This is a genomic window from Pseudoalteromonas mucoides, from assembly GCF_049257175.1.
In the GTDB taxonomy this organism is placed as follows: Bacteria; Pseudomonadota; Gammaproteobacteria; order Enterobacterales; family Alteromonadaceae; genus Pseudoalteromonas.
The window spans coordinates 154,003-179,068 of the sequence record NZ_JBMMUC010000012.1 but is presented as its reverse complement, the minus strand read 5'-3'; the positions used below and the strand labels follow the sequence as shown (position 1 = coordinate 179,068).

Below are 25,066 nucleotides of genomic sequence, written 5' to 3'. Positions count from 1 at the left end.
AAAAACATTCTTTGCTAAATCAATAGCCAATATATTAGTATCTTTCATGTATGGACTCCTTTGGTTAATCTTTTGTCGGATTAAGACCGTACCTCCTCAGGGAGAGGGAGTCCATACATCTAGAAATACCAACTCACAACTCAGCTATATGATCCAACGTTTCAGGGTGGCGCTGTACTAGCTTTAATAAAGTAATGGCCTGACCATTGGGTGCGCTGCGCCCTTGCTCCCAGTTTTCGAGGGTTCTTGCTGATGTATGTAACAGGTTTGCAAATACACCGCGCGACATATTAAACGTTTCGCGAATATTGATGATTTCATCAGGTGTAATGGCGAGCTCATCTATGTCATTTACTGCATGTGTACGTAGCGTAAGTTTACCTTGTGAATGTGCTTTAGCATCAATAAGGGCTGTATTTAGTTCTGAAAATAAATCACGTTTGCTCATTGCGCCACGCCTCCATAAAGTCTTTTAACTGTTTCTTTTGATCTGCTGTTAAATCTACAATTCATCAATTGAATATACGCAATAAACGTACACTTTCAAAGCTAGCTATTATTGCTCTACCCTCGCTAACTTTACTCTTGTAACTCGCTAACTTTACTCTTGTAACTCGCTAACTTAATTAAACCAGCTTCCAACCCAAAAACACCAATGCAAAGCCGACCAAATAAACCAAGCCAACCCAACTCAATGTTCGCACCAGTTTAGAATGTTTAATACTTGGCTCTGAGCGCACTAGGCTGAAGTTTAGCCACGCAAATACCGGGGTGGTGACAAATGCAAGTGTCATGGCAAAGGTGAGCATGGGGCCGAGGGCTGATTTAAAAAACAAGATCACCGCCATACCCGCAAGAGATTGCAGTATTAACCAGATATTTAAGCTGTGTTTGCTTTGCTTAAAGCCAAGCAGTTTGTGTGATTCGTTAAGGGTTCGGGCATAGCCATCAAGCACAGTTAAAGTAGTACCAAACATACATAAAAAAGCGATAACCGATACCAAAGGTCGTGCCCATTCACCGATAGTCAGGGCGTACATATCAATCAACTGCTTTGCAAACGCCACGCCACCTAACGCAATTTCGCTGCTTTGGCCATACTGCACTAGCACACCCAAGGAGAAAAACACCAGCGCTAATGCTGCGGTTAACCAGTAACCCAAATTAAAATCAAATAACCCCTGCGATCTCGTTACCGTTTGTTGGCTTTGTTTTTCTTTAAGCCACAATGAGCTTAATGCTGAAATTTCAATCGGTGCTGGCATCCAGCCCATTAACGCCACCATAAAACCCAGCATGACAAGCTCGTAGGGAGATGGCCCAACATAATCAGCAGGAGCCATTGAACCGTTATTAAATGCTATCCCGAGGGCAATTACTGTAGCGAGGGTGAGTAAGCCCATAATCGCTTTAGCCACGTTATCAAGCGCTTTAAAATGGCCAAGTAATAAAATAACTAAACACACTGTTAGTATTGACCAACATAATAAGGTCACTGAAATACTAACAGGCAGCGCATAATGCAGTAGGCTGGCTGTGAGTAATAACACTCCCGCCGTGTTGACTATAGCGGCAATAATATTCAAACCAATAAAGCTGTAAAAAAACCACGGGCCTTTACTTTGGTAGCCTTCCACCAGGCTTTTTTTAGTAGCTAGCGTGTACTCTATACCAAAGCGAAAAAACGGATATTTAAGAATATTTACCACCACAATTAGCCAAAATAACTGCCAGCCAAAGATTGCGCCTGCTTGGGTTGATGCTACTAAATGAGAACCACCAATTGCCGCTGTAGCCATTAAAATGCCAGGGCCTAGTGCGTTTAAACGGGTTTGCCAAGTTGATACTGCTGATTGCATGTGTGTGCTTACTATATTGTTTTTATTAATAAGCAAGTTACAGCGTTTTACTGAGGATTGAAAGTGAGAAATTAGTGGTAGATTATGCGGTTCGCTAGATTCTAGTTAGCTAGAATCTAGCGCCTTTATTTTTAACGCAAGTCCATTTCTTGAACTTTTTCGTGAGCAATTTCAGGTGTGGTGCTCACTGGTTTTTCGTGTAGGTTCGCTTTAATTTGTCCTTTACGATGTTTTAGTGCCGCATCGAGTTTTTTAGCCGCGTTTTTAATTGCAGGATAAAGAACTTCATCTTCACCTTTTACTGATAAACGCGCGCCTTCATAAATGGTGCTAATTTCTGCTTGGAGCTTATGATGCTCTTTTGAAAGAATAATATCGAGTGCGATCAGAGATGGAAAATGGCTCGCAATTTTTGAAAACTTTTCGTTGATGTGTTCTCTAATAGAGTCAGTAACGTCAACATGGTGACCAGAAAGATTAATTTTCATAGGGTATCCTTTTTTTTGTTACCTCATAACTAGTATTGGGGGCTATTTAGATTTACACAAGCAGAAAACTCATAAATATGACATTTATTTGTTATTAAAGGTGATTAAGAACAAGTATCGGGAATTAAATATGCAAAACCCCGCGTGGTGCGGGGCTTTCAGCTACATGTTCATTTTTGTATATTAAGTGTACGAACAACAATAATCAGCGAAATCGGTGACTTTAACTTGGAAAGTTACATTAGCATCAACATTAAATGACTCCCCTGCTGACATAGTTTGCCATTCGCTCTCACCTGGTAGTAAAACTTGCCACTGACCGCCATTGAGTTCCATTAATTCTTTTTTACTGGTCGCAAATTCAAACTCACCCGCTTGCATAAAGCCTAATGTTTTGGTGCTGCCATCAGCAAAAATTACTGTACGGCTTGAAACTTTACCATCAAAGTACACATTCGCTGCTTTAACAACACTTACATTATCAAACTGAGACATCCTCACTCCTGTTTATTTAAGTTTATAATTTTAATTAATAACACAGTGCCTGATACGTCTAAGGCTTGCAAGTGTAGTGATGTGAAAAAAGTTCATTTGGCTTCGGGCTAACAGTGTAGCCCGTGCTTTAGCGCGTCAAGGTTTAAAGGCTAAATAAGAGATTAAATCCCCGTTACCTTTTAATAACCAGATTCAATCATAACTGCCTTGTCTCATATTAGCAGTAATTCCACTACCCATAACGATTATAATGAAACCTAAAAAGACTAAAGCAAGCACTAAAAGTGACAGCTGATGGCTGACGGCTTGGGCTGTTGGGTTTCGCTTCGCTCTACCCAACCAACCTTGTATCTCTTCTTGATGAGTGTTTAGCTAGCACTTATCACATCGGGAAGACAGTGAGCTCGTACCCAACCAGACTGTGAAAATGCTGTGACGTAGATTGAGCCCTGACTTCCTAACCTCCATTAAACTGAATGGTATCCTACGAACAAAAAAAGCCCGCACTGCATTTAGCACAGTGCGGGCTTTTAAATTTTAATCGTTAAAGATTAAAACAAGTCGTTTGCTTTGTTTACGATGTTTTCTACTGTAAAGCCAAAGTGTTCAAACAGCTCGTTAGCAGGCGCTGATTCACCAAAGGTGGTCATACCTACTACAGCGCCATTTAGGCCTACGTATTTGTACCAGTAATCAGCAATACCCGCTTCGACTGCTACGCGGCGTGAAACTGCAGCTGGTAGTACACTTTCTTTGTAGGCTGCGTCTTGTGCATCAAATACATCAGTAGATGGCATAGACACAACACGTACTTTCTTACCTTGCTTACGTAGTTCTGCCGCTGAGTCTTGCGCTAATTGCACCTCAGAGCCTGTCGCGATTAAGATAAGCTCTGGCTCGCCATCACAGCTAAGTACATAACCACCTTTTTTCACCTCGCTTAATTGCTGCGCTGAACGAGTTTGTTGAGCAAGACCTTGACGCGTAAAGATAAGTGACGTTGGGCCATCTTTGCGTTCAATCGCTTGTTGCCAAGCAATCGCGGATTCAACTTGGTCACACGGGCGCCAGTTAACAAGGTTTGGCGTTAAACGCATGCTCGCAATTTGCTCTACTGGTTGGTGAGTTGGACCATCTTCACCTAAACCAATTGAATCATGGGTATAAACAAAAATGCTTGGCACTTTCATCAATGCAGCCATACGTACAGCGTTACGCGCATATTCCATAAACATAAGGAATGTCGCACCGTAAGGAATAAAGCCTTTATGCAATGCAATACCATTCATAATCGCAGACATACCAAATTCACGCACACCGTAATAGATGTAATTACCGCTAGCGTCATTTGCCTCAAGCCCTTTAGAGCCTTTCCAAATTGTTAGGTTTGAACCGGCTAAATCAGCAGAGCCGCCCATAAATTCAGGTAACAAAGGGCCAAATGCATTTAATGCATCTTGTGATGCTTTACGTGAAGCAGGGTTGGCTGGGTTTGCATCAAGTTGCTCAATATACGCTTGTGATTTTTCAGCCCAATCAGCTGGTAGTTCACCACTTGTACGACGTTTAAATTCTGCTGCTAGTTCTGGGTGCGCTGCTGCGTACGCGGCAAACTTTTGATCCCAGCTCGCTTCAAGTTGCTTACCTTTTTCTTTGCCATCCCACTGACTGTAAATATCAGCAGGAATGTCAAATGCCTCACCTGTCCAACCTAAGAACTCGCGCGCTGCTTTAATTTCGTCTTCACCTAATGGTGCACCGTGACAATCGTGGCTACCTGACTTATTAGGTGAACCGTAACCAATCACGGTTTTACAACAAATGAGTGTTGGTTTGTCAGAAATGCTGCGTGCTTCTTCGATTGCTGCGCGAATCGCGTCTGAATCATGACCATCAACGCCGCTAATTACATGCCAACCGTATGCTTTAAAGCGCGCAGGGGTATCGTCGCTAAACCAACCTTCTACTTCACCGTCGATTGAAATACCGTTGTCATCCCAAAATGCAACTAACTTACCAAGGCCTAATGTACCTGCAAGTGAACATGCTTCGTGAGAAATACCTTCCATTAGGCAACCATCACCTAAGAATGTATAAGTATAGTGATCAACGATATCGTGACCTTCGCGGTTAAATTGGGCTGCCAATGCTTTTTCAGCAATCGCCATACCTACCGCATTTGTGATCCCTTGACCTAATGGGCCCGTAGTAGTCTCAATACCTGGTGCATAACCATACTCTGGGTGACCCGGTGTTTTTGAATGCATTTGACGGAAGTTTTTAATTTCCTCAATTGGCAAATCATAACCACTTAAATGCAAAAGAGAATAAATAAGCATTGAACCGTGGCCGTTTGAGAGTATAAATCGATCTCTGTCTACCCACTCTGGATTCGTTGGATTGTGATTTAGATAATCGCGCCATAGTACTTCTGCGATATCAGCCATGCCCATAGGGGCTCCAGGGTGGCCAGATTTGGCCTGTTGTACTGCGTCCATTGATAAGACGCGAATAGCATTTGCAAGTTCTTTGCGAGACGGCATGAATTCTCCTACCTTTAACTGTATTTGCGCTGGTTATTGTGTGTTTAACAAGAACACCCATTCTTACTTATTGTGGGGGCTGTGTGCAATTAAAAACCTGATTAAATTGGGCATTATGAATTTTTTTTAAGAACAAAAAGTTATTAGTAATTTTATTTAGACGTCTAGGCGTAAAAAAACTATGCAAGTACCCTTGTTTTAGATAAAATACGCCCCTTAATTTTTTAGCGCTAATACCGACGTTTGTGAAGCGCAATATTTGTGAGCAGAAATACAATGGCAAAACATTTATTTACTTCTGAATCTGTTTCTGAAGGTCATCCGGATAAAATCGCCGATCAAATCTCTGATGCGGTACTTGATGCTATCCTAGAGCAAGACTCTCATGCCCGTGTTGCGTGCGAAACTTACGTAAAAACCGGTATGGTGATGGTTGGTGGTGAAATTACTACCAGTGCTTGGGTTGATATTGAAGAGATCACCCGTAAAACAGTGCGTGAAATTGGTTATACGCATTCTGATATGGGTTTTGATGCAGACTCATGTGCAATTTTAAACACTATCGGTAAGCAATCACCTGATATCAACCAAGGTGTTGACCGTACTAGCCCTGAAGAGCAAGGTGCTGGTGACCAAGGTCTAATGTTTGGTTACGCTTGTAACGAAACTGAAGTGCTAATGCCTGCACCTATTACTTATTCTCACCGTTTAGTACAGCGCCAGGCGCAAGTGCGTAAAAGCGGCGAGCTTAACTGGTTACGCCCTGATGCAAAATCACAAGTTACTTTTGCATATGAAAATGGCAAGCCTGTAGGTATTGATGCAGTTGTACTTTCAACACAACACTGTGATTCAATTTCACAAGATGATTTAGTTGAAGCTGTGATGGAAACCATCATCAAACCAGTACTTCCTGCAGAGCTTATCTCTAAAGCAACTAAATTTTTCATCAACCCAACGGGTCGCTTTGTTATCGGTGGCCCAATGGGCGACTGTGGTTTAACTGGCCGTAAAATCATCGTTGATACCTATGGCGGCATGGCCCGTCATGGTGGTGGTGCATTCTCTGGTAAAGATCCATCAAAAGTTGACCGTTCAGCTGCATACGCAGCACGTTACGTTGCTAAAAACGTGGTTGCTGCTGGTCTTGCTGACAAGTGTGAGCTACAAGTGTCTTACGCAATTGGTGTTGCAGAGCCTACGTCAATCAGTGTTGAAACGTTTGGTACAAGTAAATTAGAAGAAGGTCGTTTAATCGAACTTATTCGCGAACATTTTGACTTACGTCCTTATGGCCTAATTCAAATGCTTGATCTTGAGCGTCCTATTTATCAACCAACAGCGGCTTATGGTCACTTTGGTCGCGATGAATTCCCATGGGAACGCACAGACAAAGCTGACGCACTTCGCGCAGCCGCTGGCCTTTAACCCCAGCCTTTGTTCGAATTAAAAAAAGCGCCAATTGGCGCTTTTTTTATATCTTCTTTATAAGAACTTATTTTAAGATTTTTATATCCTAGTTTACTATATACCAAATTAGATATTCTAGTTCTTATATTTAAAACAATATCCTTGAATCTGAGTTATCACCTCATTTAAACATAACTCAAATTGATTAAATGTTGCTTCGTCACATAGCTCTTTTTCTGCGTCACCTTCTATTTTTTCACAAATATTAGCAAGGTTAATTGCTGCGATCGACTTTGACGATGACTTTAAACCATGCGCTTGAAAAGCTAACTCTTTATAATTTAGACTTTTTTTATGTTTAAGTATTAATTTAACTTGCTCACTAACTGACTTTAGATACGCTTCAAAAACCAAGCAGTGAATAGCAGTATCATCGCCTAACATGGCCTGTAAAAGTTCCAAGTCTAGCTGCTCAAGTTCATTAAATTCCAGCTCCTGCGAACTTAATTTTGAAGACTCATTTGTCATTCGTGCATACTTATTCAAAAGTTCACTTAGTTTATTTAATTCAATTGGCTTTGTAATAAAGTCGTTCATACCTGCTTTTTCACACGCATGTACATTTTCTTGTATAATATTAGCTGTAATTGCAATAATAATTAAATTATTAAACTGCTTCTGTGCTCTAATTCTTTTTGCTAACTCTAGCCCATTTAGTTTAGGCATTTGAATATCTGTAAGCAAAATATCGAATGCTTCTTTTTTAAGTATTTCCCACGCCTGCTCACCATCTGAAGCAAATGTAGGCTCAATATCTAAAATATTTAACTGCTGCTTTAACACTTGCTGATTCGTAATTTGATCTTCTGCGATCAATACCTTTAAAGTGCTCTGAACAAGTATTTCATTTTCAACCTTTCTATGTATAGCTTGATTTGGCTCATCTAGGGTTTCTTGCTGGCGTATAAATGCTGTAAACATAAGACTAAATTCTGAACCGACACCTACTTCACTTTCAGCACTAATTTCGCCCTCCATGTGCTCTACCAGTTGCTTTGTGATAACAAGACCAATTCCGGTGCCATTGATATTACTTGTTTCCGCGCCTAATCGGTCGAATGGCTTAAATAAACGCTCTTTAGCGGCTTCTGAAAAACCGTAACCAGTGTCTTCAACTTTTATTTCACATCGACTATTTTTATCAATTTTGCAGCTTACGATTATGCGGCCTTGAGGTTTATTATACTTTATTGCGTTTGACAAAAGGTTCAGCATAACTTGTTTAAACCGTCGCCTATCAATATACAAGTAAACATCATCAGCCACTGAAGTATCATCTATGAATATTTTGACTTGATTAACTTTAACCAGTTCAGATACTAGTTTAACTGATTCAGACAATATACCTTTTAGTGGAAGATACTCGAAGATAAATTGCATATTTCCTGATTCAATCGATGTTAAATCAAGCACATCATCAATCAATAAAAGTAAATGTTCTCCTGCTTGATAAATACTCTTCGCATTTTTTTTATGGGTATCAGTCGCCTCTGGATCATAATTATAAATTTGCGCCAAACCTAAAATTGCATTTAATGGAGTACGTAATTCATGACTCATACTAGCCATAAAATCAGATTTAGCTCGGCTGGCAGTCTCTGCTTTTACTCTTAATGAGTTTAGATTATTGTGATTAATATAAACTTCTTCCACCATATTATTAAATGCGCTTATAACGCTTCCAACTTCATTACTTGGCATATACGGCAACTGACACTCAAAATCATCTTTTGCTAAACGCTTAAACGCCACTTCTAATTCTTTTAATGGTTTAGTAATAAGCCTATCAACTAAAAAAGCGACGCCACTAAATACAATGAAAAGAATAAAAAATTGGCTATATATTAATGTGTAATGTAATTTTGATGATTCAGCAATTTCAGTCTTAAAGTTAACTACCAGTTCAATATTAGCTAATGGCTTATTTAAAAAAAGAACCGTGTGTTTAATTACTTTATCATCAGGATGATTGAATTGGGGCCAAGAATCTAATGGGTAAAGCTGTAAATCAGTAACAGCATCTGTTATTTTCATTGCCTGCCAATTCGGATGTATAGCTAATTGACTATCTATATTTTCATAAAGTTGTGCGTATTGTTGCGTCAATAAGGGTGAGGTTATCGATGCTGAAAGTTGCTGTAATGAACGTTTTGCAGCCTTGGATAAATCATTATTAACCCATCGAGCTTGTTCTGGTAAAGCATAAAATATAAAAACAGCAGCTAGTAACAAGCCTAAACATAACACTACAATAAAGCTTTGAGCACGTAAATTATTCAGCCAACTAGTTTTCAACATAGAATTCGTCTAGCCCCCACTCTTTTAGAACCGCATAGTCAGAAGTGGTCGCTTCAACAGCTTTATCTATAGGGATCCCATTCAAAAGGTACTGATAATGCGGATCATTTGATATGGCGATAAAAGCGGTTTGTATTTTTTTCTTTACCTCAAGCGGAACTCTAGGATGGCTTGTCATAGGGTGTGGACTCACTTCCCGTGTCTGGTAAATGACTTTTAGTTTTTCCTGTAAATTCTGTGGCTGTGTTTGTAAGGTCCCCATCACACCACCACCAGCAATGGTTTTCTTTAAAGCGACGTTAAAGTATACCGATGGATGAGTTTTTACGTATAAAGGTTTTATGTTTAAATCAAATAACTGTTTCAAATCAGACCTTATAAGTAAAGAAGCCCCTAAAGCATTCGCTGAAGGGAAAGCTACTTCGTAGCCATCTAGTTCTGTTATATTTGTGATTAGAGCTTCTTTATTTACGACTAAAATACCTCTTAATTTACGGGAACCATCTTTAATGAAAGGGATATAGCCTTGCTTTTCATAGGCTATTACACTGTGCCATGGATTCATATAAGCAAAGTCATATTTACCTTCCTGAAAACTCTTCTCAAATGCGGGGATAGACTTTTCAGTAACGAGTTTCAATGTAACCCCTGTTCGATTAGATACCTCTACTAACAACGGCTGCCATATTTCATTTAACTTTTGTGAGGCAAACTGAGGTACAACACCAACAGTGTATTCATGCGAAAACACTATGTGACTTTCTATTAATAATAAAAAAACAACTACATATCTCATCACATCTCAATAAAAAAATCACTTAAGTATTTAAGAATAGTAAACATGTAGGAAATAACCTATTAAAACCCTCTGCTATTTTTACTTGGAGTAATCTAGGTGTACTTTTTATCTTAATAGAATTTGTAAAACCATTATTAATTTCAACTTTAAATATTTAATAATCAAAGAAGTACTGACACTTTTTCATAACCCGCCGAACCCCATACAATTATCAAAATAATTAAAGCAAGGGTTACAGCCGCAGAGGCAATATCTTTCGCTCGACCCGATAATACGTGGTACTCAACCCCAACTCTATCGGTTAACGCTTCAATGGCTGAGTTAAGTAGCTCCACAACTAATAAAAATAAAAAGCTAACGATTAATATCACCCAATGTTGCAGTGATTGCGCAAGCCAAAATGACAATGGTAGTAACAGGAGACCTAAGGCGAGCTCTGTTCGAAAGGCAGACTCTTCTTTAAATGCAGCTTTAAACCCTTTAATAGAGCATTTAGTTGCTTTAATAATACGCCCAAGACCAATGCCGTTGGGCTTATTAATTAAGTTTATTTCTGGTTTATTCATTTTTTTTATATCTTAAATTTGCGTAATCTAAACTTAACTTTCAAAAGTTGTTCAGAATCGAATAACAGCGATAAAGGTCGATTTTACCGGTTTATTAATCATCAACAATAAAAAGCTTATTATTAATTCAATATAACCCGAACTCAATGCAAAATACCTTTAGCACAATCACCTGCTTGGCTTATCTGTAGCGCAGGAGTGTATGCTTTCATATTGAGCTGTCGGCGTAACTCAAGTAACGTTTTTAGGGCGCTTTTTAACCCAACTTTATTACTTATCCAATGCGGGATTGCACCACCGGGATCGGCATAAACGTCATGCGTAAGGGTTAAGCTGCGACCATGTTCGGTGTTTTTCTCATCTAGTAACCAGCGGGCTTGTAAATCCTTTATTCTAATTACTGAGTCAAGCTCAGCCTTATAATCGGGATAAGCTTTAATAATTAACTCGGTTTGAGAGGGGCTCAATCGTCGATAGCAAGAATAACTCACCATATCTCGGTCTGTAACTGGCCACGGCGAGTCGAGCCGTGTATATACGATTGTTTCTGAAGCACTGAGGCGAGACAGTACTTCGACAGAGGTAACATTTTCTATCCATAACGGCGCTTGTTGAGTATCACTCAATAGCGCCATAAAATCATCAGCGGTACGCCCTGCTACCGTGATGCTACCACGCACTTCAAATATACCGTTGTCATGTTTTTTATAGGAAATGCTAGCGCCATCTTGCTGCTTCCACAATTGCCATTGTTTTTCCTGTGCATGCACAGTTAAACAATAACAAGCAGTAATTAATAACAGTAATTTGGTTAGCATTCACATTCCTTTGCGCTGCTTATTACAAGCGCTTATTGCCAATAAGGCAGTATTTTAAAGGACGCTTGACGGCTTTGTTCCATCGCTGCGACTAAAAACTCTGATTTTTTCTCAAGCCAGCTCTGAATCTTTGCAAGCTCTTCGTCGTCTTGTCCTGCACATAACTGCTTTAGGTATTCCAAGGTACTTAACTCATAAATCCCATGAGAAATGTCTAACCAAGGGATACGAAATTCATTACGCTCTTCTTTATCGTACAACGCACCTAAACAATTACCACTCAGTAGGCTATTTTCTAAACGCGCCCTAAGATTTAAGTACTCTTTAGAGCTAATAGCTTGTTGTTCTGGTAGCAATTGATGTAAGTCTTGCCAATCTTTATTGAATAATCGGCTTGCAATGTCAGCCACCGGTTGCTCCGCAGCTTGGTATTCAGCTTGGCTCCAGCTTTTGCGCCATTGCTTATCAACAAGCCAAGTGGTCAAGGCTAATAAGAGTCGGTTATAGCGTGCGGTATGAAACAGTTTATTAATATCGTCAATACTCGGCTGTAGCTCTTTTAAGTCATTTATAACTTGCGTTAGCTCAGGCGCACTGTTTATTTTCTTATAGTAAGCGTGGCGTTTTGAAGTATACATTTTTAACTGAATAGCATTTTCTACCCAAGCAAGCTCACTTAACAGCCACTTTAGCTCCACACGTAAAGATTCCGTGGTGCTTTTATCAACGATGTCATCAAACAGCCAAAATGTATGACGAATTAAGCTAATGCCATCCGTTACACGCTTAAGTGTTTTTAAGCTTGGTTTATTGAAATAACATTGCTCATGTTTTTGCACAAAACGAATGCCAAAGCCAATTGCAGCTATTAATGCTTGTTCTTGCGTTGGTTTTTTAGGTAATGATACAAAACCTATAGATTTACTCGGCTTTAGCGGTTTTTCATCAGCTAAACGGTAGCCCCTCGCTGCCTTTGAATATAAACCTAAGCGAATATTATTGTGTGCTACTAATTTATCGGCTAAGGCAAAAAGTTCATCGCGGCTACCTTCCATCAACTCAATTTCAAGTTCACAGATTGGTTCCATTTGCCCAGATGCTGAAATTTCGCCTTTGTCTAAAACCACTTCAATTTTTGCACCGCTGTCGGTTTCGATTAACCAAGTACGGCGAATAAAGTTAGTACTGAAAATAGGATATAAGTTTGCTGCAATTGCACTCACTTGCATACCATGAGGCCAGATACTGCTATCAAAAGCGCTAATGTCTGGACGATTGCTCTCAAGTGGTAAGTTATATTCAGGGCGTTGATGTAGTCCCCCCATCACTTCACCTGCAAGCTTAATTGTTTGCTCACATTGGCTATCAGAACAACGCGTTCTAAAACCAATATCAAGCGCTCTAAGCTCACGACTTGGCGTATCGTAGTATGCATTTTGCAAACTTCGAGAAGGCTTATTTGTAACGGTTTTTGCAAATTGAGTAATTAACGCGGGGATCAGTGGAACAACGGCATCTGACACCAAAAACTTCAGTTCTATCTCAGTATCCATTAGGCTTGAGGATTACCTTTAAAATAAATAAGAGCTCAAAATAAACAAAGCACAGCTGTAATGCAAATTTTTTAGTGAGATTTCCCCTTCTCCAATGTAAAGCGATTACAATATCAGCCTTGCTATTAGCGTGCTAAATCCATACTATCTCTATACTTATACGAATAAATTGCCGTAACAATCACGGTTACATTAACAGGGTAGATTGATGTTAAAACATTATTTATTAGCTTTATTACTAAGTGCGGTTGCTTTTGCAAGCCACGCTGAAGAAGCCAATGCAGCAAGCGATGACAATACGGCTTATATTGTTGATAACCTATATACGTTTATGCATTCGGGTTCGAGTAAAAACTACCGAATTATTGGCTCAGTTGATGCGGGTACAAAGTTAACGCAGTTATCAGGGGAAGAAAATGGCTTTGTCAAAGTTGTTGACGATAAAGAGCGTGAAGGCTGGGTTGAAGCTAAGTTTGTGTCAAAAACAGCAGGTATTCATCAACAATACCGCACTTTGAGCGAAGAAATGGCATCAATGCAAGAGCAACTTCGCCAAGCACAAATTGAATTACCACAACTACAAGAACAAAACCAAACACTGACTGATCAAAACACATTGTTATCAGAGCAAATTACTAAACTTAAAAGCACCTTAAATACTGAGCGTACGCAAAAGCAACAAGCGGGTGCAAAAGAGAAGCGTCAACTATTAACCTATGGTGGTGCAATTGCATTTATTGGCTTGTTCTTAGGGATTATCTTAACTATCGTATTATCTCGTCGTAAACGTTACGACGGCTGGGCATAAACGATACCCACAGATACTTGATTATAAAAAAGCACCCTAGGTGCTTTTTTTATTTATAAACTCAAAACAAAAGATTAATCCAACTTTAAGCCTTTATCTTGTTTTATCTTTTCAATCACCATGTAGGTATGATGGGTCCCTACTCCTGGTATATCGACTAAATCGCCCAATACTTGGCGATACTCATCCATATCAGATACCCGTATTTTCAGAAGATAATCATAGCCACCAGCAACCATATCGCACTCAACAACCTGATCTATTTTTAAGATATGTTCACGGAACACTTTAAACACAGCCGTATTAGATGTTACTAATGACACTTGCACATGCGCTAATAAGCTCTGATTAAGTTTTGCTTCGCTAAGCTTTGCAAAATAACCTTCTATATAGCCTTCTTGCTCAAGTCGTTTTACGCGGTCAAGGCAAGGGCTAGGGCTTAAGTTAACCTGCTTTGCGAGGTTAACATTAGAAATTCTGCCGTTTTTTTGCAGAACGTCTAAAATTGCTAAATCGATACGATCAAGCAGGCGTAATCTATTGGGACTTGTCATAACAGAATTTTATGCGGATAAGTTTAAGGTATGCCCTGTAAATTATCGTAAATCGGCAAATTTAACCAGCATATTCTGCTGGAATTTAATTAGAATGCACGCATTAAACAACATGATAATCGAGCAGCAAACTTTTTTCGCTGCAAGACTCCACACTTTTGAGGTTACTTATGTTATTCAACGGCGATTTGACTACAACGTGTCCAATTCGACAAAAAATCCGTGACTTTTACCGCATTGACGAAAATGCAGTAATCGATCATATTTTACCCCTTGCCGAAGTAGGCGTTAAAGCCCGTAGTCGTGCATGGGAGCGTGCGCGTCAGATAGTTCACAATATTCGTAAAGACCAAGATGGTCAAAGCGGTGTTGATGCACTTTTAAATGAATTCTCACTTTCGAGTGAAGAAGGTGTGGTACTAATGTGTTTGGCAGAAGCCCTGTTACGTGTGCCAGATAAAGCCACTCAAGAAACCCTTATCCGTGACAAATTAGCAAAAGGCGACTGGAGCTCACATTTAGGCAGCAGCGATTCTTTATTTGTTAATGCATCATCTTGGGGTCTACTGGTTACCGGTAAAATGGTTAACTACACAGACAAAACCAAAGAACAACAGTTTGGTGTATTGAAAAAAACCATTGGTCGTTTAGGTGAGCCAGTAATTCGTAAATCTGTGAACTTTGCTATGAAGATCATGGGTAAGCAATTCGTTATGGGCCGCACCATTGACGAAGCGATTGAACGTGCAGCAGAAACCGAGCGTAAAGGCTATGTATATTCATACGATATGCTAGGTGAAGGCGCACGCACTATGAAAGATGCTGAGCGTTATTATCAAAGTTATTTAAATGCGATTCACTCCATTGGTAAAGCTGCAAATGGCCGTGGTCCAATTAAGAGCCCCGGTATTTCTGTAAAACTCTCAGCTATTCACCCACGCTATGAGTTCACTCATAAAGAACGCGTGATGGAAGAGATAGTTCCAAAACTTAAAGAGCTAGCGCTTGTTGCTAAAAGTTATGATATCGGCTTTACCGTTGATGCTGAAGAAGCTGATCGTTTAGATATTTCTCTCGATGTTATTGAAGCTGTATTTAGCGATGAAGACCTAGCAGGTTGGAATGGCTTTGGCTTAGCTGTACAGGCTTATCAAAAGCGTGCGATTTTTGTTATTGAATGGCTAACTGATCTAGCTACCCGTGTTGGTCGCAAATTAATGGTACGTTTAGTAAAAGGCGCATACTGGGACACAGAAATCAAAACCACTCAACAAGATGGTTTAGATCACTACCCAGTATTTACCCGTAAAGCAACGACTGACGTTTCCTATAAAGCGTGTGCAATTAAAATGCTTGAAGCCCGTGACGTGCTTTATCCACAATTTGCCACTCATAACGCCTATACAGCAGCGACTATTTTAGAAGTTGCTAAAGGCGATCACGATGGATTTGAATTCCAACGTTTACACGGTATGGGCGAATCTTTATTTGACCAAATCGTAACACAAGAAAAAATTCAATGTCGTGTTTATGCACCTGTTGGTCAACACGAAGACTTACTTGCCTACTTAGTACGTCGTTTACTTGAAAATGGCGCTAACTCATCATTTGTAAACGCTATTGTTGATACAACTCAGCCAGTAGAAGCATTACTGCCAGATCCTGTTGAAACACTGCAAGGCTTACGTAATAAATACAATACTCAAATCAAAATGCCAATTGATCTATATGGTGCAGAACGTGCTAATTCAAAAGGCATGGATTTAACAGACATTAACGTTATTACGCCATTTAAAGAAAACCTAGATTCGTGGTTTGAAGAACACCGTATTAGCGAAAGTGATGTTCCTGAAGGTGCACTTGCAGTTAAAAACCCTGCCAACCACAAAGAAGTCATTGGTCATGTAAAACTGCAAAACAGCGATGAAATGCTCACTTTACTTGAAAACGCCGAAACTGCGTTTGAGTCTTGGTCGCAAACACCAGTTAAAGAGCGTGCTAACTTATTACGTCGTATTGCGGATATTTTAGAGCGCCATCACGATGAGCTAGTGGCTATTTGCATCAAAGAAGCGGGTAAAATTGCTCAAGACGGTATTGACGAAGTGCGTGAAGCCGTTGATTTTTGCCGATACTACGCAGCGCGTGCAGAAGAGCTTAGCGAAGATGAACGCTTTGAAGCGCGTGGTGTGATCTTATGTATCAGCCCGTGGAACTTCCCGCTTGCGATTTTCTTAGGTCAAGTCGCAGCTGCCATCGTGACCGGTAACACAGTAATCGCAAAACCTGCTGAACAAACAAGTTATATTGCGCTTCGCACCATTGAACTAATGCTCTCTGTTGGCCTTCCTGAGTATGTTGTGCAACCAGTTATTGCCCGCGGTAGTGAAGTCGGTAAAACAATCGTACCTGATGAGCGTATTCAAGCAGTTATGTTCACAGGTTCGACAGAAACAGGCACCATCATTTCACAAACATTAGCTGCACGTAACGATATTCAAGTACCGCTAATCGCAGAAACCGGTGGCCAAAACTGTATGATCGTTGATTCAACTGCACTTCCAGAGCAAGTGGTTGATGATGTAATTAGTTCAGGCTTCCAAAGTGCCGGTCAACGTTGTTCAGCACTTCGAGTATTATTTTTACAAGAAGACATTGCTGATGGCGTGATAGAGATGATCAAAGGTGCACTTAAAGAGTTGCACGTAGGCGATCCTTCTTTGCTTTCGACTGATATTGGCCCGGTAATCGACGAAAAAGCGCTAAAAAGCTTAAATGACCATGTTGAGTACTTAAAAGGTAACGCAACACTGCATTATCAATGTGACATTCCTGATAACAGTGAAAATGGTGCTTATTTCTTTGCTCCTCGTTTATACGAAATCAAAGATTTATCAGTACTTAAACGTGAAGTATTTGGCCCATGTGTGCATATCATTCGCTTTAAAGGGACTGAGCTTGACAGTGTTATTGATCAAATCAATGGGACTGGCTTTGGCTTAACCATGGGCATTCACTCTCGTATCGAAGAGCGTTGTGAGTACCTAGCTAAGATGTCGCGTGCAGGTAACGTATACGTTAACCGTAACATGATTGGTGCAATCGTTGGTGTGCAACCTTTCGGTGGTCGTGGGTTATCAGGTACTGGTCCAAAAGCCGGTGGTCCTAACTACTTACAACGCTTAGTGAAAGAAAAAGCATCACCAGATAACGTGCAAATGACAAACCTAACTCCAGACGAGCTTGATTTACACCATTACTCGGGTGCAAACGAACAAGTTGATAAGTTAATGGCAAACTCACTACGCGATGAAAAAATCTGGCGCGCAACACCATTAAACGACCGTGTTTCGGCTGTACGTCAGTTACTCGCAAAAGTTGCTACCGTTGATATTATCGACGAGCTTGCCGACGATTTAGCATTAACACTTGCCGATGCGCGTGCTCAACTTAATCGCCTAGAAAAGCACATGCGTAAATTTACGACACTGCCAGGACCTACGGGTGAATCAAACACTTTACACCTTGAAGCTCGTGGCTGTGTAGTATGTTATGCAGATAAGAGTACATCATTTAACTTTTGGGCTATCTCAATCATCACTGCACTTGCTGCGGGTAATACTGTGATCACTGTAGCGTCTGAATTGTTTTATGATGAAGCCGTGGCGTTTAAAGATAAGTTTATTTCTACAGGTGTTGCAGAAGGTGTATTCCAAGTAGCTAAACCGAACCAGTTACAAGCTCTTTTAGCGCACCCTCATTTAGCAGGCGCTTTAGTTGCTGCGCGTTCGTCGCGTCTAGGTTACTTTAGCCAACAGCTAGCACAGCGCAAAGGCGCAATCTTGCCTGTAATAAGCTCTGAGTACTACGATACGCTTATCAAGCGCTTAGTAACTGAGAAGACCATCAGTATTGATACTACGGCCTCTGGTGGTAATACATCACTAATGACCTTGGTTGAAGATGACGAGTAAAGTTAACGACTAACTATTTAAGGGCGCTTTTAAGCGCCCTTTTTTATTTTAACTAATTATTCCTAAAACGCTCCCTTCGTTCGTTTATAAGTTTACAAAGCCATTAATCCGTCAGCTTTGTATACAACAACAACGAAGGGAATACGATGAACAACAACAAATCTTACAACAAACATCTTATTGCACTGGCTGTGGGCAGCGCATTATTCAGTTTCAATGCAATAGCAGCCGAGCAAAGTACAGAGCAAAGTGCTCAATCCAACACCCAGCAAAAAAAACTACTCGACCTTGAACGCATCGTCGTTACAGGTAGTGGTGGACGCGGGCAAACTAAGCTTGAGTCTTCGGTATCTATCACCACCCTAGACAGTGAGCAACTCGCCCGTGAAGCGCCACTTGGCACCGCAGACTTACTTGAATCAGTGCCTGGTTTTTGGGTTGAAGACTCAGGCGGCGAAACCAATAATAACGTCGCGCCAAGAGGCCTGCGTGGCGGTGAAGGGTTTCGTTATATTGGGGTTGAAGAAGATGGTCTCCCCGTCGTTTATGATGGCGTGTGGGTCGATTTCTATCAGCGTCAAGATATAACTATCGAACACATGGAAGCAGTGCGCGGTGGCACATCTGGCCTACTCACCACCAACGGCCCAGCTGCTTTAGTTAACTTTATTACTCGTAAACCCGATGATGTGGAAGAAGCCACGATTCGCCTGACCACTGCCGATTATGGTATGTATCGCAGCGAATTTTTTTACGGCACACCAATCAGTGATGACTGGAAAATGTCGCTAGGTGGCTTTTATCGTCGTTCTGATGGCGTAAGAGACACCGAATTCACCGCCGATCATGGGGGCCAATTACGACTCAGCCTAGTGCGCGAATTTGATAAAGGACAATTAACTCTCTCTGCTAAGCATCTTAATGATCACACCACTTTTTTTGTGCCTATTCCATTGCAAGATCAAGACAATCCAAAAGGAATACCCGGCGTTGATCCCCAACATGGCACCCTAATTGGTAATGGTCAGCGTTTGCTAAACTATCTACAAGAAGACGGTAGTTACCATACCCGTGACCTAAAAGATGGCCAACATACCAAGTTTAGTACCTTGGGCTACAACCTAGATTGGGAGCTTAACGATCGCTGGTTATTAAATACAGCCGGGCGCTACTCGAGCTTCGAAAACGATATGTACATTTTGCTTAACTTTGATAACTCAACTTTAGTGAATGCCAACGATCGACTGGGTCAACAAGACGTACTGTCTATGCTTGATCAATTTGCTGATGACGGCGCAGTGGCCGCTCAATATCGTTATGTTGATAACGGTGAGATGCTCAGCGATCTAAATAACTTAAACGGCAATGGTTTAGTCACCACCAGCTACCCTCTGTATTCACGCTACGACGCAGAACAGTTTGTAAATAAGCTTAACTTTACTTACGAAGGCGATAAACACACCCTTACAATGGGCTGGCTATTTGCTTATGTTGATGCCGATTCATTACCAGTGGATAAGTGGGAATCGCAATTTTTAACCGAAGTTAAAGATAACGCCCGCTTGCTTGATATTGTCGCCGTAGATAACAACCAACAAGTTGTTGGTCAGCTCACGGATAACGGCTCAACGGGTTATGCGCCAGGCTGGGGACAAGCAACAGCGTTTGGTACTAGCACCTCTAACTCATTATTTATTAATGAACAGTTCCAAGCCACTGACAACCTTCGTATTGATGGTGGTATTCGAGTTGAATGGCTAGAGCTTGAGAGCACCGCATCTGGCACTGAGTTTGCAAAACCAGTCGATGGCGCATTTGATGCCAATGGCAATGATGTTGATAACAACCTAGCAAATAACTACGTCGATACGACTTCAACAAAATACTTATCTAAAAAACGCAGTGAAACCGAAACCGCTTGGACTGTTGGTTTTAATTATACCTTTTCAGACGATGTTTCAATGTTTGGTCGCTACGCTGATGCCTTTGAAATGCCACGATTAATGAGCTATGGGCAAAATATTCATGCCGGCATTGATGCCGACTTTAATGACAGCGTAAACCTAACCTTTAGTGAGTTGGGAGCCCGTTATTCTGGCGATACCTTAGGTTCATCAGTAACATTATTTAGAACGAAATTTAATGACTTGGTTGAGCGAAACTTTACTGGCAGTAATGGAGAAGTGGCTAATCAAACAATAGACACAGTAACAGATGGGATTGAATTTGAAGCCGTTTGGCAGGCTCTTGAGGATCTGCAATTTGAACTGACAGGAGTTTTACAAGACCCGAAAATGGAAGGCTTCACCGGCGCATTTTCCCACTGGGAAGGTAAACAAGTTAAACGTACCCCTAAAGTACAATTTCGATTAACGCCTACTTACTATTTTGATAACGGTGATATCTACCTAACGGTGCATCATTTAGGTGAACGTTATTCTGATGGCGAAAACAAGTTTGAGCTACCCGCCTATACCACATTCGATATGGGTGTCAATTATCGCTTTAATGACAGCGTTGCCTTGCATGTTAAGGCCACAAATATCAGCGATGAGCTTGGCCTCACCGAAGGTAATCCACGTGCAATTAACGACGTGCAAGCTGGTTACGATTATTACTACGCTCGGCCTATTTTAGGGCGCACGATAAGTGCTTCTTTAACCCTTAATTTTTAACGTCCCCTTGCTAATTTGCGCTATGCCCAGTGCTAATTAGTTTACTCAAGCCCGCATTTGCGGGCTTTTCTTAGGATTTTACAATGAATAAACACGCTTTATGTAAATACCTGCGCAGCTGCTTTTTTGTATTTACTGTTTTACTTGCCCCATTCTACCTTGCTGCACATATCATCCCAAAGCCAACAAATATGGTACTCGGGGAAGGCCACTTTAACCTAACGCATCACAGTCAAATTAGTTATAACCATAATACGGCGCAGCCTGTAGCAGAACAACTAGCCCAATTTTTACGCGCACCTACGGGGTATCAATTACCGGTAACGCAAGCTAATAATACGATTAAACAAACCATCGCCTTCAAAATAGTGGATTTACCACTAAACAAAGAAGGGTATCAATTAATCGTCAAACAAGACTTTATCGAAGTAAAAGCACGCACTGCAACGGGATTATTTTGGGCCATGCAGTCGTTACGGCAATTACTACCCAACGAAATAGAGTCTCGTATGCCAATCAATCGCCAGAGCTGGCTTATTCCTACAGTTGAGGTTGTAGATCAGCCTCGGTTTTCTTATCGTGGTATGCATTTGGATGTCAGCCGTCACTTTTTTGATGTCGCTTTTGTTAAACGCTACATCGACTGGCTAGCCATGCATAAACTAAATACTTTTCAATGGCACTTAACTGACGATCAAGGGTGGCGTATTGCAATAGACGCCTACCCCAAATTAACCACAATTGGTGGTACTCGCCCACATACGGTTGTAGGTCATACTTACGATTATAAACCACTGTTTGATAACCAACCGGTATCAGGCTTTTACACTAAAGCACAAATAAAAGAGGTTATTAGCTATGCTAAGGCCCGTCATATTGACGTTATTCCAGAAATAGATATTCCGGGCCACAGCAGTGCAATTCTTGCCGCTTACCCAGAGTTATCGTGTCATCAGCAAGCAGTTAATGTGCAACCGCAGTTTGGTATTTTTGAAGATGTACTTTGTCCGCGAGAGGATGTATTTGAGTTTCTTGCACAAGTATATAAAGAAGTGGCAGAGTTATTCCCTAGCCAGTACATTCATATTGGCGGTGATGAAGTAATCAAAAAACAATGGCTTGCAAGCCCAATTGTGAAGCAGTTGATGCAACAACATAACCTATCAACCCCCGAACAAGTACAAAGCTACTTTATAAAACGGGTAGCTAAAATTGTCCAAGAGCTAGATAAAAAGGTAATCGGCTGGGATGAAATTCTTGAAGGCGGTGTCGCTGATGATGCTTTGATCATGTCATGGCGAGGCACCGAAGGCGGAATTGAGGCCGCTAAGATGGGCCATCAAGTGATTATGAGCCCTTATCAATATATTTATTTTGATGCTTATCAATCGCGAAACCTCGACGAACCCAAAGCTATTCATGGCTTAACCAGGTTAAAAGATGTCTACCAATACGACCCTCAACCTAGTCACTTAACTGATGAGCAACAGAGGTATATTATTGGCGCACAAGGCGCTTTATGGACCGAGTACATTAAAACCCCGCGCCATGCCGAGTATATGCTGTTTCCGCGCTTAAGTGCTTTAGCTGAAACTCTATGGTCAAACAAAGTAAATAAATCGTGGTCTGATTATAGTCAGCATCGCTTGCCTAATTTACTAAAGCGCTATCAACAAATGCAGATAAATACTGCCAATAGTAGCTACAAACCGATTATCAGCAGTGAAGTTATAGATAATAAGTTAGTAGCAAAAATCACCACAGATATAGCGGGTCCGACGATTTACTACACTTTGGATGGTAGTGAGCCAACCCTAAATTCAGCACAATACCAGCGACCCATTGTTATTACTAAGCACAGTCAATTACGCGCTCGCAGCTATGTTGACTCGCAGGCTCGGCTTGTCGGTGATGCCCGTCTAACGCTATCGCCACATTTAGCGATTGGTAAAAAAATAACATTAAAGAACCCCGCCGCTGGTGACTCTGCTGTAAAATTACAAGACGGGAAATTCGCCTATGATCAATTTTATAACGCTGATGATTATGCTATTTTTTACCACAGCGACCTTGATGCAGTAATTGATTTTGACACCCCAACGTTAGTCAAACAAGTAAGCTTAGGCTATAACAGTGGTCGTCATCGTCAATTGCACCCGCCAACAAAAATCCAAATACTAGGTTCAGATGATCAGCTAAATTGGCAAAACCTAGCAACAATTACACAACCTCACGGCCCTATGTCTGTGCTGTCATTTGCCCCGATTAAAGTGCGATATTTAAAAGTAATAGCTATTAACGCTAAGCAATCTGACGATATCCAAATCCCCAAACTCCCCCTGTATATTGATGAAATTGCCGTAAACTAAAACCGCCCAAAGCCCTAATACTAAATACGTATTTAGGGCTTTTTTTTAATCAGTTATTCTCAACTCGCGCCTTTCGTTCGTTTAGATAAGAGGGATTAGATTCAATAAGGATTTAAAATGAGCAGTTTGCTACCACTTTGGAAAAGTAACAAGCAATTAAACCAAGACACTCACACTAGTGATGAGCAAGTTATTCGCCGCCAGCAAGTGGAACAATTGTTTTTGCAGCAGCAACAAAAATTAGTGCGTCATATTATGGCTAAAGGGCTTGATAAGCGCGAAGCTGAAGATATTGCCCAAGAAGCATTTGTGAAACTGTTAGGTCTTGAGCAAACACAAGTGAGTAATTATGTTGCGGCCTATTTATATAAAATAGCGACCAATTTAACCATTGATAAATTGCGCCGCAAAGCCCGTAGCCCGTTTGATGATTATGCTCATGATAGCGAGCAGGTGAGTCAGCCTAATAGCAGCGCCAACCCAGAAAAAAGTCATCATCAACAAGAGCTATTAAAAGAAATGGAGAAGTCTCTGGCCTGTTTGCCAGATAAATGCCGACTTGCATTTTTGCTCTATAAAATACGTGGACAAAGCTATGAAGAGATTGCTTTGACCTTACAAGTTTCACCCAGTATGGTACGAAAATATGTACTTCGTGCAGTTCGTCATTGCTATCAGCAGTTACAACATGAGCTTTGATCATGAGTTTTAAGGATATTAGCATGAACCCAACCCCTGATGATTTATCGGCTATTGAAGAGCAAGCAGCAGACTGGCTGCTATTCCTTCAAGAGCAGCAACTATCGCTGAGCAACAGTGAGAGTTATCCAGCGCAGCTTAATGAGTGGTTAGCACAAAGCAAGCTACACAGCGATACTTTTGAAAAAATGCAGCAGCTTTGGCACATTTCTACGCAATTAGACACTGACTATGTCGAGCAACAACTCGCGCAATTACCTGAGTCAGATAGCATCAACAAGCAAACCACACAGCGCTCTAAAATCGGCTATTTTGCACTTGCTGCTGCGTTTTTTTTATTAAGCTTTACCGTTTACTTTAATGTTGAACAACCTAGTAAACAAACGGCCACGGTAGCCAAGAGTAGTAAAGTAACAAGCGACGTACAAAACCAATTTTATCGCACTCATATCAATGAACATCGTACTATCACTTTAGCCGATAACAGCCAAGTTGATTTAGGCGCTAACAGTCAATTAGCGGTGCGTTATAGTGATACCTTTCGAGAGCTGACCTTATACCAAGGCGAAGCGCTTTTTAGCGTCAGCAAAGATAAACAACGTCCATTTATTGTTCGCCATCAGCACAATCAGGTTGAAGCATTAGGTACTGTATTTAATGTACGCGCTAACCCCGCATCGATCCGTGTTGATGTACTTGAAGGCACTGTAGCCGTCGCAGCAGAGCAGCCAGTTAAGTTAACCCAAGGACAAGCCGCTGAAGTAACCAGTACAGGGATGATCAGCCGAAGCAAAGCACAAGGAGATAAACTGACTATGGCGTGGCAGCAAGGCCGTTTAGTTTATCAAAATGCACGTCTAGGCGATGTACTCAATGATGTGGCGCGTTATAGTGAGTTAAAAGTCACTCTGAGCAATGAGCAATTGGCCCAACTAACCTATAATGGGACTCTGCTGACCAGTGAAATTAACTCTTGGCTCAATAGCCTAGATAAAATATACCCAATAAAAGTTAGCCAGCAGGGAGGCGTTTTCACCCTAACGGCTAACTAAACTGAATTCTGGCTAGCTAGATTAGCTAAAAGTGGCATGGCATACG

The 25,066-nt window shown here is 40.9% G+C and carries 18 protein-coding genes; 7 read left to right on the top strand and 11 right to left on the bottom strand.

The window, feature by feature from the left end:
- Positions 1-133: 133 nt before the first annotated feature.
- The 5 genes from AAEU30_RS14440 to tkt all read right to left on the bottom strand — a co-directional run bounded on the left by AAEU30_RS14440 (position 134) and on the right by tkt (position 5,385).
- On the bottom strand, positions 134-448 hold the full coding sequence (locus AAEU30_RS14440; RefSeq protein ID WP_421961087.1) for a helix-turn-helix domain-containing protein: 315 nt from the start codon (positions 446-448) through the stop codon (positions 134-136).
- A 178-nt stretch (positions 449-626) separates the two neighbouring features.
- Positions 627-1,859, bottom strand: coding sequence for an NRAMP family divalent metal transporter (locus AAEU30_RS14435; RefSeq protein ID WP_421961086.1), 1,233 nt, complete (start codon positions 1,857-1,859; stop codon positions 627-629).
- Between the two features lie 131 nt (positions 1,860-1,990).
- On the bottom strand, positions 1,991-2,347 hold the full coding sequence (gene hpf / locus AAEU30_RS14430; RefSeq protein WP_087531037.1) for a ribosome hibernation-promoting factor, HPF/YfiA family: 357 nt from the start codon (positions 2,345-2,347) through the stop codon (positions 1,991-1,993).
- Between the two features lie 183 nt (positions 2,348-2,530).
- Positions 2,531-2,842 (bottom strand): pyrimidine/purine nucleoside phosphorylase, encoded by a 312-nt coding sequence (gene ppnP, locus AAEU30_RS14425; protein ID WP_421961085.1) that lies wholly within the window; start codon positions 2,840-2,842, stop codon positions 2,531-2,533.
- A 551-nt stretch (positions 2,843-3,393) separates the two neighbouring features.
- Positions 3,394-5,385: a transketolase gene (gene tkt, locus AAEU30_RS14420; RefSeq protein ID WP_421961084.1), complete on the bottom strand. Its 1,992-nt coding sequence runs from the start codon at positions 5,383-5,385 to the stop codon at positions 3,394-3,396.
- 276 nt (positions 5,386-5,661) lie between these two features.
- Here tkt and metK point away from each other — a divergent pair, with 276 nt between their 5' ends.
- Positions 5,662-6,813 carry a methionine adenosyltransferase gene (gene metK / locus AAEU30_RS14415; RefSeq protein ID WP_421961083.1) on the top strand — a complete coding sequence of 384 codons (1,152 nt, stop codon included), beginning with the start codon at positions 5,662-5,664 and terminating at the stop codon, positions 6,811-6,813.
- 117 nt (positions 6,814-6,930) lie between these two features.
- Here metK and AAEU30_RS14410 read toward each other — a convergent pair whose 3' ends face one another.
- The 5 genes from AAEU30_RS14410 to AAEU30_RS14390 all read right to left on the bottom strand — a co-directional run bounded on the left by AAEU30_RS14410 (position 6,931) and on the right by AAEU30_RS14390 (position 12,889).
- A complete protein-coding gene (locus AAEU30_RS14410) occupies positions 6,931-8,889 on the bottom strand; it encodes a response regulator (RefSeq protein WP_421961082.1) in 1,959 nt (652 codons plus the stop codon).
- Positions 8,890-9,139: 250 nt separating this feature from the next.
- Positions 9,140-9,949 carry a phosphate/phosphite/phosphonate ABC transporter substrate-binding protein gene (locus AAEU30_RS14405; RefSeq protein ID WP_421961081.1) on the bottom strand — a complete coding sequence of 270 codons (810 nt, stop codon included), beginning with the start codon at positions 9,947-9,949 and terminating at the stop codon, positions 9,140-9,142.
- Between the two features lie 164 nt (positions 9,950-10,113).
- The gene (locus AAEU30_RS14400) at positions 10,114-10,518 is read right to left on the bottom strand and encodes a diacylglycerol kinase (protein WP_421961080.1); all 405 of its coding nucleotides are present in this window, start codon (positions 10,516-10,518) and stop codon (positions 10,114-10,116) included.
- Positions 10,519-10,661: 143 nt separating this feature from the next.
- Positions 10,662-11,336, bottom strand: a complete 675-nt coding sequence (locus AAEU30_RS14395) for an START domain-containing protein (protein WP_421961079.1) — start codon at positions 11,334-11,336, stop codon at positions 10,662-10,664.
- Between the two features lie 32 nt (positions 11,337-11,368).
- A complete protein-coding gene (locus AAEU30_RS14390) occupies positions 11,369-12,889 on the bottom strand; it encodes a CYTH and CHAD domain-containing protein (protein ID WP_421961078.1) in 1,521 nt (506 codons plus the stop codon).
- 208 nt (positions 12,890-13,097) lie between these two features.
- Between AAEU30_RS14390 and AAEU30_RS14385 the strand changes: the two genes are divergently transcribed.
- Positions 13,098-13,697, top strand: coding sequence for a TIGR04211 family SH3 domain-containing protein (locus tag AAEU30_RS14385; protein WP_421961077.1), 600 nt, complete (start codon positions 13,098-13,100; stop codon positions 13,695-13,697).
- Positions 13,698-13,771: 74 nt separating this feature from the next.
- Here the strand turns inward: AAEU30_RS14385 and AAEU30_RS14380 are convergent, their stop codons facing one another.
- The gene (locus AAEU30_RS14380; RefSeq protein WP_421961076.1) at positions 13,772-14,251 is read right to left on the bottom strand and encodes a winged helix-turn-helix transcriptional regulator; all 480 of its coding nucleotides are present in this window, start codon (positions 14,249-14,251) and stop codon (positions 13,772-13,774) included.
- 170 nt (positions 14,252-14,421) lie between these two features.
- Between AAEU30_RS14380 and putA the strand changes: the two genes are divergently transcribed.
- From putA to AAEU30_RS14355, 5 genes are all read left to right on the top strand, one after another.
- Positions 14,422-18,225: a bifunctional proline dehydrogenase/L-glutamate gamma-semialdehyde dehydrogenase PutA gene (putA, locus tag AAEU30_RS14375; protein WP_421961075.1), complete on the top strand. Its 3,804-nt coding sequence runs from the start codon at positions 14,422-14,424 to the stop codon at positions 18,223-18,225.
- A 146-nt stretch (positions 18,226-18,371) separates the two neighbouring features.
- On the top strand, positions 18,372-20,900 hold the full coding sequence (locus tag AAEU30_RS14370) for a TonB-dependent siderophore receptor (protein ID WP_421961074.1): 2,529 nt from the start codon (positions 18,372-18,374) through the stop codon (positions 20,898-20,900).
- 83 nt (positions 20,901-20,983) lie between these two features.
- Entirely contained in the window at positions 20,984-23,269 is a 2,286-nt protein-coding gene (locus AAEU30_RS14365; RefSeq protein WP_421961073.1) for a beta-N-acetylhexosaminidase, read from the top strand.
- Positions 23,270-23,386: 117 nt separating this feature from the next.
- On the top strand, positions 23,387-23,968 hold the full coding sequence (locus AAEU30_RS14360; RefSeq protein ID WP_421961072.1) for an RNA polymerase sigma factor: 582 nt from the start codon (positions 23,387-23,389) through the stop codon (positions 23,966-23,968).
- Positions 23,969-23,991: 23 nt separating this feature from the next.
- Positions 23,992-25,020 (top strand): FecR family protein, encoded by a 1,029-nt coding sequence (locus AAEU30_RS14355; protein WP_421961071.1) that lies wholly within the window; start codon positions 23,992-23,994, stop codon positions 25,018-25,020.
- Positions 25,021-25,066: the final 46 nt, after the last annotated feature.